Genomic DNA, 16774 nt, shown 5'->3' on the forward strand with positions numbered 1-16774 from the left:
CGTCTGTAGCACCCCACACAGCGCCGCCGTGCCGGGAGACCCGACCTCTCCAGGTGTCATGTCCCATCCAAGGGAGCCCGGGCGTGCGGCTACCGAGCGACCGACGAAGCACCCGAACGGAGAGCCATGTCCACCCCCCACAGCCCCCTGGACGACCCGGACCACTCGAACCGCCTGGGCGATCGGAAGATCAGCCGCAAGAGCCTGCTGAAGGCCGCCGCGCTGGCCGGCGCCGCACCCGTGCTGATCGGCGGCGGAACCGCGCTGGCCCGCGACAACGCCGCCGCCGGGTCCGCCCGGCTCCCGCTCACCCCCGAGTGCCAGGACGGCGACGCCGTCACCGAGGAGCAGATCGAGGGCCCGTACTTCAAGCCCGGCTCCCCGCTCCGCACCAGTCTGGTCACCAGCGGCACCGTCGGCACCCCGCTCACCGTCAGCGGCTACGTGTTCGGCCGCAACTGCGCCCCGATCCCCGGCGCCCTGCTGGACTTCTGGCAGGCCGACAACAACGGCAACTACGACAACAGCGGATACACCTTCCGCGGGCACCAGTTCAGCGACGCCAACGGCGGGTACACGCTGACCACGATCGTCCCCGGCCTCTACCCGGGCCGCACCCGGCACATCCACGTCAAGGTGCAGGCCCCCGGGCAGCCGATCCTCACCACCCAGCTGTACTTCCCGAACGAGCCGCGCAACGCCACCGACACCATCTTCGACCCGGACCTGGTGATGACGGTCCGCCAGGTCGGCAACGGGCGCGAGGCCAGCTTCGACTTCGTGCTCAACGTGAACGGGACGCCGCGGCCCAGCACCAGCCCCAGCGGCAGCCCCACCCAGGGCTCGCCCAGCCCCAGCCCGAGCAGCTCCGGCGGCACCACCACCTGGAAGGTCGGCGCCAGCTACAAGGTCGGCGACCAGGTGACCTACAACGGCGTCACGTACGTCTGCATCCAGGCGCACACCGCCTACGCCGGCTGGGAGCCGCCGAACGTCCCGGCGCTCTGGTCCCGCCGCTGACCCCACCCCGGTCCCGCCGCTGACCGCGCCCACCCCCACGCGGGGCGGTCAGCGGCGACAGCCATCCCGAAGCGGCGGTGCGGCCCCACTCCACGGGAGGGGAAAACCTGGAGGGCCGGGGTCGCGCCCGCCAGCGCCATGGCGGCTCGAGCGCGGGGTGCGCGAGCCGCCATGGCGCACCCCCGCACGCACCCCCCTCGGCCGCGGATATCCGCTCGCGGCGGCCCGGGCGGCCCGTCTACGCTCCGGCGGACGACCACCGTCCAGGGGGAGAGCCGCACCGTGCCCGTGCGCCACACCGTCCGCGCCGTCAACCGATTGACCTCCCGTTGGGGGCGCGAGGCCGCGGAGCCGGGGCGGAGCACGGTGTTCAGCGCCCCCGGGGCCTGGGCGCCGCTCGCCTTCCTCGCCGCCGGCTCCGGCGGCCCGGCCGCCGCCGAATTCGCCGACGCGCTCGCCGTCCGGACCGCGGACGCGGCCGAGGCGGGCCGCGAACTGAACGCCGCCCTCGGACGGATCCGCGGTGTACGGACCGCACTCGGCCTGTGGACCCGCGACAGACTGCCGGTCGAACCGGCCTGGGCCGCCCAGCAGACCGGGGGGAGATTCCGCGGCTACCGGTCGCCCTCAACGACGAGGCCGAACTGGTGCTGGCCGGCGCGCTCACCCCCTGACCTCGCGCCGCGGGCCGTTGTCGGCGGCGACCCCTAGCATCCCGCCCATGCGAGCATCAGGAACCTTCACCGTCCCCGAGTTCACCCCCGCGCCCGTCCCCGAGAGCGACATCAGCACCGGCGTCGCGGTCGGCGTCGCCACCATGCGCAAGGAGTTCACCGGCGAGATCGAGGGCCGCTCCACCACCCTCTTCACCGCCGCCTTCGACCACGCCGCCGGCGTCGGCACCTACCTCGCCATGGAGTCCTTCACCGGCCGCCTCCACGACGCCGAGGGCACCTTCAACTTCGCCCACTCCGCCACCACCCTCGGCACCGGCCGCGACGCCGAGTACTTCGTCATCGTCCCCGCCAGCGGCACCGCGGACCTCGCCGGCATCACCGGCACCGGCAGCATCGTCATCGACGAGGACGGGACGCACCGGATCCAGCTCGACTACGCCCTCTAGGCCCGCGGGCGGTCAGCTGCGGGCCCAGGCGCAGAGGACCGGGACGCAGCGCTCCGCGAAGTACTCGTAGTCGTCCGGGGTGTTGTAGACGTGCGTCGAGAGCCGGAAGTAGCCCGTTCCGTCGAAGCTGGTGAACGCGGCCTCGACGCCCGACTCGGCGGCCAGCCGGTCGCGGAGGGCGTCCGCCTCCAAGCGGGTGCGGCCAAGGCCCGCCGGGAGGGTCACCAGGCGCAGCGCGTTCACCGGCATGCCGACCCGGGCCGCGGCCGGCTCGCCGGTCGCGGCGGTGATCGCCTCGCCGATCAACTCCTCCGCGTAGTCGGCCAGTTCGGTCATGTAGCGGCGGGCCTCGGCCCAACCCCACTGGTCGGCGACGAAGTCCAGCGCGGTCGGCGCCGCCAGGTAGCCGGTGGCGTCCAGGGTGCCCTGGCTGTCGAAGCGCTCCGGGAACGGGTCCTCGGCGCCCCAGGAGTCGATCAACGGGTAGAGCGAGTGCCGGAGTTCGCCGCGGGCGACCAGCGCGGCCGTGCCGCGCGGCGCGCAGCCGAACTTGTGCAGGTTCCCGATCCAGGCGTCGCACTCCGCCCCGGCCAGCGGGTCCTCCACCAGCCCGGGCACGTGCGCGGCGTCCACCACCAGCGGGATGCCGCGTTCCCGCGCGGCCCGGCCGATCAGGTCCACCGGGAGACGGCGCGCGGTCGCGGAGGTGATCTGGTCCAGCACGATCAGCGCCGTCCGCTCCCCGATCTGCTCCAGCACGGCCGCCGCGGCCTCCTCCGCCCCGGCCGCCAGCGGGACGTGCGCGGCCCTGATCCGCCCGCCCCAGCGCCGGGCCAGCCGGGCGGCCCCCATCGTGACGGCCCCGTACCCGTGGTCGGTCACCAGCACCTCGCCGCCGTCCCGCTGCGGCAGGCTGTAGTAGACCGCGCTCGCCCCGGCACTGGCGTTCGGCACCAGCGCGGTGAACTCGGCCGGCACGCCCAGGAACCCGGCGACCGCCGCACGGGCCGCCGCGATGCGCGCCGGCAGCGCCGGGAACCACACGACCGGCGAGCGCTCCATCTCCTCGCGCAGCCGCTGCTGCTCCCGCTGCGCCACCACCGGGACCGCCCCGAACGACCCGTGGTTCAGGTGCCGCATCCCCGGATCGAGCGACCAGCCCGCAGCGGCGGGCCGCCCGTCCCGGAGCAGCAGCGGCTTGGGCGCGACGACGGTTCCCACGGTGGCTCTCCGATCCGCACCGGGGCATCCGCACCCCGGCGACCTGCGGAAATCCTGACACACCCGCCGCCCCGGGCCCCGCAGGCCGCCGCGGCGGGCGGTCAGGGGCGGACGGCGCCCATGTACGGCATGACGTTCATGTCGACGATCTCGACGTTCTTGCCGGTGCGGGGGGCGTGCAGCAGCTTGCCGTTGCCGAGATAGAGGCCCACGTGGTGGAGGTCCCTGTAGTAGAAGAGCAGGTCGCCGGGTTGGAGGTCGGCCCTGGCGACGTGCTTGCCGGCGTTCCACTGGTCCTGGGTGACGCGCGGGAGGGCGATGCCGCCGGCGCGGAAGGCTGCTTGGGTGAGGCCGGAGCAGTCGTAGGAGCCGGGGCCCTCGGCGCCCCACTGGTAGGGCTTGCCGAGCTGGGCGTAGGCGAAGTCGAGGATGGCTCTGACCTGGCCGGTGGCGGGGCCGGTGTAGGTCTGGCCGCGGGTCGCAGTGCGGGATGCGGCCTGGGTGTCGTCGCCGAGGACGCGGGCCCGGTCGGCGGCTCTGAGGCCGGCCAGGATGCGGCCGGCCTCGGCGAGTCTGGCCTGGATCTCGGTCTTCTTGGCGGCGAGGGTGCTGCGGGCCTGTTCCAACTCGGCGAGTTTGGCGGCGGTTTCGGCGCGTTCCTGGTCGATGGACTGCTGCAGGCGCAGCGCGCTGCGCAGGGTCTCGCTCTGCTGGGCGGCGGCGAGGCCCTGCAGGCCGGCCTGGCTGAGGTAGGCGTCGGGGGAGGAGCTGAGCATCAGCTGGACGCTCGGGTCGAGGCCGCCGGTGCGGTACTGCTCGGCGGCCAACGCACCGAGGGTTTCCCTGAGTTGCAGGATCCTGCCCTGCTGGCCGGCGAGCCGGTCCTGCAACTTCCCTGCTTCGGACTGGAGTTGCTTGGAGCGTTCGTCGACCTTGTTGTACTGCTCGGTGGCCGCCTCGGCCTCCTCGTAGAGGCCGTCGACCTTGGCCTTGACCTGGTCGAGGTTGGCGGTGGGCTCGGCGGAGGCGGTGGCGACGGGCAGCAGGACGGCGGCTCCGGCGGCCGCGCCGAGTACGGCGGTCCTGGAGCGTCCGGCGGGTCGGGGCCGTCGATGTGTGGCCATCGGCTGCGGTCTCTCCTCGGGTCGGGGCACCCGCCGTCCGGGCGATCTCTACGAGACAACTTAGTAGTTCAGTAGATCGACCGGCAAGCCACCCCCGACCGCCGGCCCCGCCCACTACGATGTGGCGGACCACGGGGGACACCCACGAGAGACAAGGGCGGAGCGGCCAGTGCGCAGACTCGGCGACCTGGAGGCGGAGATCATGGACCGCCTGTGGACCTGGGACCGCCCCGCCACCGTCCGCGACCTCGTCGACGACCTCAACCGGTCCCGTCCGCTCGCCTACACCACCGTCATGACGGTCGCCGACATCCTGCATCGCAAGGGCATGCTGCGCCGCGAGAAGTCCGGCCGGGCCTGGAGCTACCGGCCCGCCTGCACCCGCGAGGCGTACAGCGCGGCGTTGATGCGGGACGTGCTCGGCGAGAGCCCCAACCCGACCGGGGCGCTCGCCCACCTGGTCGAGCAGCTCACCCCGGAGGAGCTCGCCGCCCTGCGCGCCGCCATCGAGTCGGTGGACCGCGACCAGCCGGGCGCCCCGCAGTGACCGCCGCGCTCGCCCTGCTCGGCTACGCGGCCCTGGTCGGCGTGCTCGGCCCGCTGCCGCTGGCCCGCGCGCAGTGGGCGCACCGCGCGCCGCACCTGGCCGTCGCGCTCTGGCAGGGCCTCGCGCTGTCCTTCGTCACCGCGCTGGTGCTGGGCGTCCACCACCTCGCGGTGCCCGGCGGCCACCTGCACCTCGGACTGGTCGGCCTGCTGCACGTCTGCGGCGTCGACCACCCCGGCGGGGCCGCCGCCGCGGGCTGGCGCCTGCTGCTGCCCGCCGCGACGGCGCTCTGGCCGCTGTCCCGGTTCGCCGGGGCCCTGGCCCGCACCGCCCGGCACCGCGGCCGTCACCGCCGCCTGCTCGACCTGGTGGCGGCCCGCGACCCCGCGCTCGGCGCGCACGTCCTGCACCACGCCACCCCCGCCGCGTACTGCCTGCCCGGGCGGCACTCCCGGATCGTCCTCACCCGTGGGGCCGTCGAACTGCTCACCGCCCCGCAGCTCGCCGCCGTCCTCGCCCACGAGCGCGCGCACGTCGCGGGCCGCCACCACCTGGCCCTGGCCGCCGCCGACGCGTTCGCCGCCGCCTTCCCGTTCCTGCCGCTGGCCCGGCTCGCCGCCCGGGAGACCCCGCTGCTGCTGGAGATGGCCGCCGACGACCGCGCGGTGCGCCGCCACCCGCGCACCGTGCTCGCCGCCGCCATGTACCGGGTCGCCGACGGTCAGGTGCCGCACGCCGCGTTCGCCGCCGGCGGCCCGGCCGCGCTGCTCCGGGTCCGCCGCCTGCTGGCCCCCGCCGCCGCCCCGCACCCCGCGGTGCGTCTGGCCGCCGCGCTGACCGGCGCCGCCGCGCCCGTCCTGCCGCTGCTGATCACCTGCGGCCCGGTCCTGCCGTAGCGCGCCGGAGGAACACCGCACCGCCCGCCCCGGAGGGACCGGGACGGGCGGTGCGGTGCGGTCGCGGCCGGGCTACATCGGCTGCGGCCTGATCATCGCGAACGGCGCGCCCTGCGCGTCGGCGACCACCGTCATCCGGCCCGCCATCATGTCGAACGGTGGGGCCAGCACCGTGCCGCCGGAGCGGACCAGCGCGTCCACGGTGGAGTCCACGTCGTCCACCGCGAAGTACGTCAGCCAGTGCGCCGGGGTGCCGGGCGGGTCGTTGGCCAGCAGGGTCACGCCGCCGACCGCGCGGCCGCCGACCCGCGCCTCCCAGTACGAGTCGGCGCCGTCCAGCGGCTCGATCTCGATGCCGAACACCTCGCCGTAGAACGCGGTGGCCGCCGGGACGTCGCTGGTGTGCAGCTCGTTCCAGGTCACCGCGCCGGACTCGTTCACCACCTGGGCGCCGAAGAACTCGCCGGGCTGCCAGACGCCGAACACCGCGCCCTGCGGGTCCGCGGCGATCAGCATCCGGCCCAGCTTGCCGACGTCCATCACCGGCGCCAGCAGGGTGCCGCCGGCCGCCACGATCGCGTCCTGGGTGGCCTGGGCGTCGCTGCTGGCCAGGTAGCTGGTCCAGACGGTGGGCGGCTCCGGCATTCCCTCCGGCGCCATCGTCGGGCCGATCCCGGCGACCGCCTTGCCGTTCAGCTCGCAGACCGCGTAGCCGCCGAACTCGGCGGGGCCGGGCTTGCCCTGCCAGCCGAGCAGGTCGCGGTAGAAGTCCAGCGCGGCCTGCTGGTCCTTCGCCATCAGGTCGACCCAGCACGGCGTGCCGGTCAGGTACGGGGTGGTGACTTCGGGCATCTCACGCTCATTCCGGTCAGGACCCGGTCGGGACAGGTCAGGACATCCGGTGCTTCCCCCGCAAGTCACCCTCGGGGTGCGCCCGGGAATCCGCCACCGGACACCCCGCCCGTTACGCCCGGGTGAGGGCGATCAGCGCGATGTCGTCGGACAGCAGGTGCGTCCAGTCGCGGACGTCCTCGGCCAGATCGGCGATCAGCCGGCGCGGATCGGCCGCGCGCAGCGCGGACAGCCGCTCGCCCAGCGGGTAGAACTCGCCGGAGGAGTTGCGGGCCTCGCTCAGCCCGTCGGTGTGCAGCAGCAGCGCCGAGCCGTCCGGCAGCGCCAGCGGGGTGGGGACGGGCGCCCGGCCGGTGCCCAGCGCGCCCAGGCCGAGCGGCAGCAGCGAGGGCACCGGGGCGGCGCGGACCTCGGCCGGGCCGATCCGCAGCGGGGTCAGGTGCCCGCAGTTCACCACCTCGACCTGGTCGACGCCGTCGCGGTGCTGCAGCAGCAGCGCGGTGGCGAACAGCTCCTGGTCGCCCCGGGCGGTGGCCAGCCGGGTCAGGTGCCGGTCCAGGCGGGCCGCCAGCTCGCCCAGGTCGGCGGTCTCGTGGGCCTGCGAGCGGAAGCAGCCGAGCAGGTCGGTGACGGTCTGCACGGCCTGCAGACCCTTGCCGCGCACGTCGCCGATCAGCACCCGGGTGCCGTGCGGGGTGCGGACCGCCTCGAAGAAGTCGCCGCCGACGCCGGTGCCCGCCGTGGCCGGCTGGTAGTGGCCGACCAGCCGCAGGTCGCCGAGGCGCTCCGGGATCGGATGCAGCACCGCCTGCTGCAGCGCGATCTCGCTGGCCCGCACCCGGGCCAGCCGCTCCGACTGCTGGCGGCGGCTCCACGCCACCAGCCCCATCACCGCGCCCACCGCCAGCGCCGCCGCCGACGCGGCCGGACGGTCCGCCACCCGCGAGCCGGCCAGCACCTCCAGCAGCAGGTGCTGCAGGCCCGCCGTCGCGGCCACCGCCAGCACCACCACCGGGCGGCCCAGCAGCGTCGCCACCACCGCGACCACGCCGCAGCCCACCCACAGCACGGTGGCCAGGTCCGGCGGGCCGCCCTCGCCGGTCAGCAGCCTGGTGCTGCCCGGCACCGCCTCGGCGAGCACCCCGCCGAGCAGGATCGCCACCGGGTACAGCGCGGACGCCGCCGCCCGCCGCTGCCGCGGCAGCGCGGCCAGGAACCCCGCCAGGTACGGGATCTGCGCCACCACCAGCCCGAAGCCCACCAGCGCGGCCACCGCGCCGGACAGCAGCGCGGCCTGCCCGGCGCCGGACGGCAGGAAGTGCAGCGCGGCCAGGCCGACGGCCGCCAGCGGCAGCCCCAGCGAGGAGCCCGTCAGCGGGGTCAGCCGCCAGTGCCGGGCCACCAGCCCGGCGGCCAGCATGCCCACCCCGTACCCGGAGATCGCGAGCGTGACGTGCGGGAGCGACACCCCGCGCTGCAGCAGTGCCACCGGGACGGCCGCGGTCAGCACCAGCTGGACGAAGCCCAGCGTCGCGCCGGCCGCCATCGCCCCGCCCGCGGCCGCCACCGGCACCGCCGGGGAGGGCGGCGCCGCGCCGCGGCGGCGCAGCAGCACCGTCCGCACCCGGCAGGCCCCGAACAGTGCGGCCGCGGCGCACAGCAGCGCGCCCACGTACGGGTCGGACCAGTCGCGCAGCGGGCCGAGCTCCAGGCCCGCGACGGCCAGCAGCGCCGCCGCCGCGACGCCCGGGCCGCACACGGGGGCGGTGCGGCTCCCGGTGCGGGCGGTCCGGTCGCGCGGCAGCAGGCGCAGCGCGGCGAGCAGCAGCAGGCCGGCCGCGGCCGGGACCACCGCCTCGCCGAGCCGCCAGCCCAGCAGCGCGTCGATCCGCACCGCGACGTTCGCGCCGACCACGAAGACCGCCGCGACGCCGGCGATCGCCCCGCCGATCACCCGGCTGATCCGGCCCGGCAGGTTCAGCAGCGGGACGGACGCCAGCGCGGCGATCAGCACCCCGGCCGAGCCGGCGTCCTCGACGGCGCGACCGGCCAGGTACACCCAGGTGCGGTCGGCGGTGGCGGCGACCGTCCCGCCGAGCACCATCAGGCCGAGGGTCCAGCGCAGGATCCGCGGCCAGCCCCAGCGGTCGACCGCGCGGCCGGCGGCGAGCAGCGCGGTGAGCATCGCCAGGGCGGCGGTCAGCTGGGCGGCGACCGCCCCGTTCCGGCCGATCCCGAACTCGGTGACCGCCCCCGCGGCAGTGGCGCCGCGCAGCAGGGGCAGCAGCACGCAGAGCGAGGCGGCGGCCACGAGCAGCAGTTGGACGGCGCGCCGGGGGGTGCCGGTCACGGGGATCTCCTTCGGCAGGGCTGTGGAAAGCAAGGCTTTCAGAGACCCCGAGCGGCCTGAAGGGAAGAAGGTCACATAAGTACTATTTATCCCTTATGGGGGTGTTGCCAAGCGCCTCGGCCGGTGCGCGCCGTCCGGGCTGCGAAATTGGCGGCGCGGGGGAACGGGGGACGGCTAGGGTGCGCGGATTCCTGACGGATCGTCATGCGGAGGCGTGCCATGAGACTGACTGTCGACAACCATCCTGCGGTGCTGGCGGCGATCGCCGAGGAGTGCGCCGCGCTCGGGTTCGCGATGTCGTGCGACCGGGCGACCGGGGAACTGCTGCGCGCGCTCGCGGCGGCCCGGCCGGGCGGGCGGGTGCTGGAGCTCGGGACGGGGGCGGGCGCCTCGGCGAGCTGGCTGCTGAGCGGGATGGACGCGGACGCCACGCTGCTGAGCGTGGAGCAGGACGCGGCGGTGGCGGCCGTCGCGGCGAAGCACCTCGGCGGGGACCCGCGGGTGGAGCTGGTGGTGGGGGACGGTGCGGAGCTGATCGACCGGCTGGCCGGGCAGGCGTTCGACCTGGTGTTCGCGGACACCTGGCCGGGCAAGTTCCACCACCTCGACCAGGCGCTGGACCTGCTGGCCCCCGGCGGGACGTACCTGGTCGACGACCTGTTCCCGCAGCCGACCTGGCCGGCCGACCACGGGCGGTCGGTGGTGGAGCTGCGCGAGCGCCTGCGGGCCGATCCCCGGCTGCACGTCGCCGAGCTGGACTGCTCGACCGGTCTGCTGCTGGCCGTCCGCCGTCCGTGAGGTAGGCCGTCCGGGTGAGTTCGGGCGTGGGGGCCGGGATGCTGATCACACCGGTGCCTACGGTGGCGGGCATGTGGCAGGCCATGTTCGAAGCGGGGATCCCGTACACCGAGAAGACCCTGCGCACGGTGCTGGTGTACCTGGCGCTGCTGATCCTGCTGCGGGTGATCGGCAAGCGCGGGCTGGCCCAGATGAACACCTTCGACCTGGTGGTCATGCTGCTGCTCTCGAACGTGGTGCAGAACGCCGTGATCGGGAACGACAACTCGGTGTCGGGCGGCCTGTGGGGCGCGGTGGTGCTGTTGGCGACCGACTGGGTGCTGGTGCGGCAGGCGGCGCGCTGGGACTGGTTCAACCGGCTGCTGGACGGGACGCCGACGGTGCTGGCCCGGGACGGCGTGTACGACCGGCGGACGATCGCCAAGCAGGGCATCCGGGAGGCGGACCTCGACGTGGCGGTCCGCCACCAGGGCGGCGACGCGATCGAGGAGACCTCGCTGATCGTGCTGGAGCCCGGCGGCACCCTGCTGGTCCGGCTGAAGGACGGCGACCAGGTCGCGGACAAGGACGACGTGGCGGCGATCCGGGCCGCGCTGGTGGCGATCGAGGCCCGGCTGCCACCCCCGCGCTGACCGTTTTGGACCGGTTCGGCGGCGCGGGGGAGCGATATTGACGAATCCTTAACGCCAGGACGTGGCCCGGGAAATTCCTTCGATTCGATCACCAGAACATCCTCTGGCCTGCGGAAACGCGGTCGATCGGACGATCGGACGGGCTGATGGTCGGATCGGCGGGGGCCAATACGCTCCCGTCCTGTGTTCAACCTCCCCCAGGCGCTCAAGCGCCTCGTGATCGGCCGGGCCATGCGCAGCGAGGAGCTCGGCGAGACGCTGCTGCCCAAGCGGCTGGCACTGCCGATCTTCGCCTCCGACCCGCTCTCCTCGGTGGCCTACGCGACCGGCGAGATCCTGCTCGTCCTCACCGTCGGCGGCACCGCCTTCCTCTACCTGACGCCGTGGATCGCCCTCGGTGTGGTCGGCCTGATGGCCGTGGTGGTGATGTCCTACCGGCAGGTCGTGCACGCCTACCCGAGCGGCGGCGGCTCGTACGAGGTGGTGTCGCGCAACCTGGGCGCGAACTCCGGACTGGTGGTGGCCGCCTCGCTGCTGGTCGACTACGTCATGACGGTCGCCGTGTCGGTGGCCTCCGGCGTGGACAACATCATCTCCGCGTTCGGGTCGCTCGCCGAGCACCGGGTGGCGCTCGCGCTCGGCTTCGTGGTGCTGCTCACCGCGGTGAACCTGCGCGGCGTCCGGGAGTCCGGACGGGCGTTCGCCGCCCCCACCTACCTGTTCATCGGCGGCATCCTGTTGATGGTGGTCACCGGCCTGGTCCGGCTCGCGTTCGGCGACAGCCCGCAGGCCCCCACCGCCGGGCTGGGCGTCGCCGCCCTCGACGGCAAGGACACCCTGCAGGGCCTCGGCCTGCTGATGCTCGCCCTGCGCGCCTTCGCCTCCGGCTGCACCGCGCTCACCGGCGTCGAGGCGATCTCCAACGGCGTCCCCGCGTTCCGCGCCCCCAAGTCCCGCAACGCCGCCGCCACCATGTCGGTGATGGGGATCACCGCCGTGGTGATGTTCGCCGGCGTCACGCTGCTCGCGCTCACCTCGCACGTCCACTACGTCGAGGACGCCTGCCAGTTGACCGGCCTGGCCGGGGACTGCCGCACCCACACCCAGCAGACCGTGATCGCGCAGCTCGCCGCGACCGTCTTCGGCGGCTCCGACACCGTGCTGTTCTACTTCATCCAGGCCGTCACCGCGCTGGTCCTGATCCTGGCCGCGAACACCGCGTTCAACGGGTTCCCGCTGCTCGCCTCGATCCTCGCCCAGCACCGCTACCTGCCCCGGCAGATGCACACCCGCGGCGACCGGCTGGCGTTCTCCAACGGCATCATCGCGCTCGCCGTGGTGGCCGGCGGGCTGCTCTGGTTCTACCGGGCGGACGTCACCAGCCTGATCCACCTGTACATCCTGGGCGTCTTCACCTCCTTCACGCTGTCCCAGATCGGCATGGTCCGGCACTGGAACCGCACCCTGGCCACCGAGGCCGACCCGGCGGTGCGGGCCGCCGCCCAGCGCTCCCGGGCGATCAACGGACTCGGCGCCGTCACCACCGCGCTGGTCCTGGTCATCGTGCTGATCACCAAGTTCACCCAGGGCGCCTGGCTGGCCGTGGTCGCCGCCCTGCTGCTCTGGCTCACCATGCGCGGGATCCGCCGCCACTACGACGCCGTCTCCACCGAACTCGCCGTCCAGGACACCGCCGCCGAATGCGCACGCCCCCAGCAGGTGCACGCCGTGGTCCTGGTCTCCAAGCTGCACCGCCCGACCCTGCGCGCCCTCGGCTACGCGCAGGCGCTGCGCCCCGACACCCTGGAAGCCGTCACGGTCGACGTCGAACCCGAGGCGACCGCCGAACTGGGCGCGCAGTGGACGGCGAGCGACCTGGAGGTGCCGCTGCGGGTGCTCGCCTCGCCGTTCCGGGAGATCACCAAGCCCGTGGTGGCGCACGTGCGGGAGCTGACGGCCGCTCACCCGGGGGACGCGGTGGCGGTGTTCATCCCCGAGTACGTGGTCGGCCACTGGTGGGAGAACCTGCTGCACAACCAGTCCGCGCTGTGGCTGAAGAGCCGCCTGCTGTTCACCCGCGGCGTGATGGTCATCTCGGTCCCCTGGCAGCTCAGTTCCGCCGGCCGCGCCGACCGGCCCGCCCGCCGGGCGCCGGGAGCGGTCCGCCGCGGCGAGCCCGACCGGGTGCGCTGACGCACCGCCAGGTCGCGCCCGCGGGCAGGTCATTGCGGGTGGGCGCGGCTGCGCAGGGTGATCGACCGCCTGCGCACCGCACGCCTTTCGCGGTTCTCGAACACCACACCGGTAAACTTGCCCAGGTTGTCTTGCTACCGACGCCTTCGGTTGACCGCCGGGGAACCCAGGACGAGGACCGTTTGGCTGTGATGACCGCTCCCGATACCGCGTTGTTCCGCGCCCGCCCGGCGCCCGAGGCACGCACGCTCGTCGACGTCCTGGCGGCCACCGCCGCCGCCCACCCGCAGGAGCCCGCGCTCGACGACGGGCGCGAGACGCTCACGTACGGCGCGCTGCTGACCGAGGTGGAGCGGGTGCGGCGGCACCTGGCGAAGGCGGGCGTCGGCCTCGGCGACCGGGTCGGGATCCGGGTGCCGTCCGGGGGCAACCAGCTGTACGTGGCGATCCTGGCCACGCTCGCGGCGGGCGCCGCGTACGTCCCGGTCGACTTCGAGGACCCCGACGAGCGCGCCGAGCTGGTGTTCGGCGAGGCCGACGTGAACGCGGTGATCGGCGCCGACTACGCGCTGGACCGGGTCAAGCCGTCCGGACACGACGCCGAGCGGCCGGGCCCCGAGCAGGACGCGTGGATCATCTTCACCTCCGGGTCGACCGGCAAGCCCAAGGGCGTCGCCGTCACCCACCGCAGCGCGGCCGCGTTCGTCGACGCCGAGGCGGCGATGTTCCTGCCGGACGAGCCGATCGGACCGGGCGACCGGGTGATGGCGGGCCTGTCGGTGGCCTTCGACGCGTCCTGCGAGGAGATGTGGCTGGCCTGGCGGCACGGCGCCTGCCTGGTGCCGGTGCCGCGCTCCCAGGTGCGCAGCGGCGCGGACCTCGGGCCGTGGCTGGCCGAGCAGGAGATCACCGTCATCTCGACCGTCCCGACGCTGGCCGCGCTGTGGCCCGCCGAGGCGCTGAACGAGGTCCGGCTGCTGATCTTCGGCGGCGAGGCGTGCCCGCCCGAACTGGCCGAGCGCCTGGTCACCGAGGGCCGCGAGGTGTGGAACACCTACGGGCCGACCGAGGCCACCGTGGTCGCCTGCGGCGCCCTGCTGACCGGCCGCGCCCCGATCCGGATCGGCCTGCCGCTGGACGGCTGGGAGCTCGCCGTCGTCGACGGGGCCGGGGACCCGGTGCCGATGGGCGGCAGCGGACAGCTGGTGATCGGCGGCGTCGGCCTGGCCCGGTACCTCGACCCGGAGAAGGACGCCGAGAAGTACGCGCCGCTCGAATCCCTCGGCTGGGAGCGGGCCTACCGCAGCGGCGACCTGGTGCGGGCCGAACCCGAGGGCCTGGTGTTCCTCGGCCGCGCCGACGAGCAGATCAAACTCGGCGGACGCCGGATCGAGCTCGGCGAGGTGGACGCCGCCCTGCAGGGCCTGCCCGCCGTCTCCGGCGCGGCCGCCGCCGTGCGCACCGCCCGCAGCGGTAACCAGCTGCTGGTCGGCTACCTGGTCGTCCAGGACGGATTCGACCGGGACGCCGCCGTCGCCCGGCTGCGCGCCGAACTGCCCGCCGCGCTGGTGCCGCTGCTGGCCACCGTCGAACACCTGCCGACCCGCACCTCCGGCAAGGTCGACCGGGACGCGCTGCCCTGGCCGCTGCCCGACCTGGAGACCTCCGGGCCCGGCGAGCAGCTGTACGGCACCGAGGCGTGGCTCGCCGAGCAGTGGGCGCAGATCCTCGGCACCCAGGTCCGCGGCGCCGACGACGACTTCTTCGCGATCGGCGGCGGCTCGCTCGCCGCCGCCCAGCTCACCACCCTGCTGCGCGGCCGCTACCCGGCCGCCTCGGTGCTCGACATCTACCAGCAGCCCACCCTGCGCAAGCTCGCCCGGCTGCTGGAGAAGTCCGCGCAGTCCGAGGGCCGGGCGCGCACCGTCGAACCCACCCCGCGCCGCGCGCAGGCCCTGCAACTGCTGCTGATGCTGCCGCTGGCCACCCTGACCGGCCTGCGCTGGTCGCTCGCGCTGGCCGCCCTCGGCACCGTGCTCGACCTGCTCGGCGACTACCCGTGGGCGCCCACCGCCCCCTGGTGGCTGCTGGCCGCCGGCGCGCTGCTGCTGTACTCCGCGCCCGGCCGGCTGGCCGTCGCCGCCGGCGGCGCCCGCCTGCTGCTGCGCGGCGTCGGCCCCGGCAGCTACCCGCGCGGGGGCAGCGTCCACCTGCGGCTGTGGACGGCCGAGCGGCTCGCCGAGGCCTCCGGCGCGGTCGAGCTCTCCGGGTCCTGGCTGGTCCGCTACGCCCGCGCGCTGGGCTGCCGGGTCGCCCCCGACGTCGACCTGCACGCGCTGCCGCCCGTCACCGGACTGCTCCGGCTCGGCAAGGGCTGCGCCATCGAGAACGAGGTCGACCTGTCCGGCTACTGGCTGGACGGCGACCGGCTGGAGATCGGCGCGCTGCGGATCGGCGCCGGCGCCGTGGTCGGCACCCGCTCGACGCTGCTGCCCGGCGCGAAGGTCGGCAAGCGCGCCGAGGTCGCCCCCGGCTCCGGCGTCACCGGCGCGGTGCCCACCGGGCAGCGCTGGGCCGGTGCGCCCGCCGTGAAGACCGGCAAGGCCGAGCGCGGCTGGCCCAAGCAGCGCCCGCCGCGCACCGGCCGCTGGGCCGCCGGCTACGGCGCCACCGGCTTCGCGCTCACCCTGCTTCCGCTGCTCGCCGCGCTGCCCGGCCTGCTGATCGCCGGACAGTTCGTCCACCCCGGCGACGGCCTCGGCCAGGCCGTGCGCGGCGCGCTGATCGCGCTGGTCCCCGCCACCCTCTCGTACGGCCTGACGTACGCCGCCCTGGTGCTGGGCGCCGTCCGGCTGCTCTCGCTGGGCCTGCGCACCGGCCACCACCCGCTGCACAGCCGGACCGGCTGGCAGGCGTGGACGGTCAGCCAGCTGATGGACCTGGCCCGGGAGACGCTGTTCCCGCTGTACGCCGGGCTGATCACCCCGGTGTGGCTGCGGCTGCTCGGCATGCAGGTCGGCAAGGGCGCCGAGGTGTCCACGGTGCTCGCGCTGCCCAGCCTGACCAAGGTCGGCGACGGCGCGTTCCTCGCCGACGACACCCTGATCGCCCCGTACGAGCTCGGCGGCGGCTGGCTGCGGATCGGCCGCGCCGAGATCGGCGAGCGGGCCTTCCTCGGCAACTCCGGCATGACCGCGCCCGGCCGGGCCGTCCCGGACCGCGGCCTGGTCGGCGTGCTGTCCGCGACGCCCAAGAAGGCCAAGCGGGGCAGCTCCTACCTGGGCATGCCGCCGGTCAAGCTGCCGCGGTCGGCCGACACCGCCGACCTGGCGCTCACCTACGAGCCGCCGACCCGGCTGCGCTGGGCCCGCGGCCTGACCGAGCTGGGCCGGATCGTCCCGGTGTTCGCCTCGGCCGCGCTCGCCGTGCTGGCCGTCGCCGCGCTCTGCGCGCTGGACTCGCCGCTGCTGTCCGGCCTGGTGGTGCTGGCCGCCGGCCTGGTCGCCTGCCTGGTGTCGGCCGCCGCGAAGTGGCTGCTGGTCGGCCGGTTCCGGGCGGTCGAGCACCCGCTGTGGTCCGGCTTCGTGTGGCGCAACGAACTCGCCGACACCTTCACCGAGGTGCTCGCCGTGCCGTGGCTGGTCGGCCGGTCCGCCGGCACGCCGGTGATGAACCTGTGGCTGCGCTCGATCGGCGCCCGGATCGGCCGTGGCGTCTGGTGCGAGAGCTACTGGCTGCCCGAGGCCGACCTGGTCACGCTCGGCGACGGGGTCAGCGTCAACCGCGGCAGCGTGCTGCAGACCCACCTCTTCCACGACCGGATCATGAGGCTCGATACTGTGGAGCTCCGCGCGGGCTCGACCCTGGGCCCCGGCGGAATCGTGCTGCCCGGCAGCACCGTCGGCGAGCGCTCCACCCTCGGCCCGGCCTCCCTGGTGATGCGCGCCGAGACGGTGCCCGCCGACACCCGCTGGCTCGGCAACCCGATCGAAGCCTGGCAGTAGCACCCGACCACCCA

13 protein-coding genes are annotated in these 16774 nt (G+C 74.8%); 9 read left to right on the forward strand and 4 right to left on the reverse strand.

The window, feature by feature from the left end:
• The first annotated feature begins 126 nt into the window (after nucleotides 1–126).
• The 3 genes from BX266_RS28355 (at nucleotide 127) to BX266_RS28365 (ending at nucleotide 2143) form a co-directional block, all read left to right on the forward strand.
• Nucleotides 127–1020, forward strand: a complete 894-nt coding sequence (locus BX266_RS28355; protein WP_099904342.1) for a carbohydrate-binding protein — start codon at nucleotides 127–129, stop codon at nucleotides 1018–1020.
• A gap of 282 nt (nucleotides 1021–1302) precedes the next feature.
• Entirely contained in the window at nucleotides 1303–1731 is a 429-nt protein-coding gene (locus BX266_RS28360; protein WP_143687017.1) for a hypothetical protein, read from the forward strand.
• 10 nt (nucleotides 1732–1741) lie between these two features.
• Nucleotides 1742–2143: a DUF3224 domain-containing protein gene (locus BX266_RS28365; protein ID WP_099904346.1), complete on the forward strand. Its 402-nt coding sequence runs from the start codon at nucleotides 1742–1744 to the stop codon at nucleotides 2141–2143.
• Between the two features lie 12 nt (nucleotides 2144–2155).
• Here the strand turns inward: BX266_RS28365 and BX266_RS28370 are convergent, their stop codons facing one another.
• Both BX266_RS28370 and BX266_RS28375 read right to left on the reverse strand, forming a co-directional pair.
• Nucleotides 2156–3364 (reverse strand): aminotransferase class V-fold PLP-dependent enzyme, encoded by a 1209-nt coding sequence (locus BX266_RS28370; RefSeq protein ID WP_099904348.1) that lies wholly within the window; start codon nucleotides 3362–3364, stop codon nucleotides 2156–2158.
• A gap of 101 nt (nucleotides 3365–3465) precedes the next feature.
• Entirely contained in the window at nucleotides 3466–4488 is a 1023-nt protein-coding gene (locus BX266_RS28375) for a C40 family peptidase (RefSeq protein ID WP_099904350.1), read from the reverse strand.
• A gap of 169 nt (nucleotides 4489–4657) precedes the next feature.
• On the opposite strand from BX266_RS28375, the gene BX266_RS28380 reads away from it, so the two are divergent.
• Both BX266_RS28380 and BX266_RS28385 read left to right on the forward strand, forming a co-directional pair.
• Nucleotides 4658–5035: a BlaI/MecI/CopY family transcriptional regulator gene (locus BX266_RS28380; protein ID WP_099904352.1), complete on the forward strand. Its 378-nt coding sequence runs from the start codon at nucleotides 4658–4660 to the stop codon at nucleotides 5033–5035.
• Entirely contained in the window at nucleotides 5032–5931 is a 900-nt protein-coding gene (locus BX266_RS28385) for a M56 family metallopeptidase (protein WP_099904354.1), read from the forward strand. Before BX266_RS28380 ends, BX266_RS28385 begins: the two co-directional genes overlap by 4 nt.
• Nucleotides 5932–6003: 72 nt before the next feature.
• Here BX266_RS28385 and BX266_RS28390 read toward each other — a convergent pair whose 3' ends face one another.
• Nucleotides 6004–6783 carry a VOC family protein gene (locus BX266_RS28390; protein WP_099904356.1) on the reverse strand — a complete coding sequence of 260 codons (780 nt, stop codon included), beginning with the start codon at nucleotides 6781–6783 and terminating at the stop codon, nucleotides 6004–6006.
• A gap of 112 nt (nucleotides 6784–6895) precedes the next feature.
• Nucleotides 6896–9133 carry a SpoIIE family protein phosphatase gene (locus BX266_RS28395; RefSeq protein WP_143687018.1) on the reverse strand — a complete coding sequence of 746 codons (2238 nt, stop codon included), beginning with the start codon at nucleotides 9131–9133 and terminating at the stop codon, nucleotides 6896–6898.
• Nucleotides 9134–9352: 219 nt separating this feature from the next.
• Here BX266_RS28395 and BX266_RS28400 point away from each other — a divergent pair, with 219 nt between their 5' ends.
• From BX266_RS28400 to BX266_RS28415, 4 genes are all read left to right on the forward strand, one after another.
• Nucleotides 9353–9931, forward strand: coding sequence for an O-methyltransferase (locus tag BX266_RS28400; protein WP_099904360.1), 579 nt, complete (start codon nucleotides 9353–9355; stop codon nucleotides 9929–9931).
• Nucleotides 9932–10002: 71 nt separating this feature from the next.
• Nucleotides 10003–10563, forward strand: coding sequence for a DUF421 domain-containing protein (locus BX266_RS28405; RefSeq protein ID WP_099904362.1), 561 nt, complete (start codon nucleotides 10003–10005; stop codon nucleotides 10561–10563).
• Nucleotides 10564–10746: 183 nt separating this feature from the next.
• Nucleotides 10747–12756: an APC family permease gene (locus BX266_RS28410; protein ID WP_399170623.1), complete on the forward strand. Its 2010-nt coding sequence runs from the start codon at nucleotides 10747–10749 to the stop codon at nucleotides 12754–12756.
• A gap of 191 nt (nucleotides 12757–12947) precedes the next feature.
• Nucleotides 12948–16760, forward strand: a complete 3813-nt coding sequence (locus tag BX266_RS28415; RefSeq protein ID WP_259464892.1) for a Pls/PosA family non-ribosomal peptide synthetase — start codon at nucleotides 12948–12950, stop codon at nucleotides 16758–16760.
• Nucleotides 16761–16774: the final 14 nt, after the last annotated feature.

The sequence above is a fragment of the Streptomyces sp. TLI_171 genome (assembly GCF_003610255.1).
In the GTDB taxonomy this organism is placed as follows: domain Bacteria; phylum Actinomycetota; class Actinomycetes; order Streptomycetales; family Streptomycetaceae; genus Kitasatospora.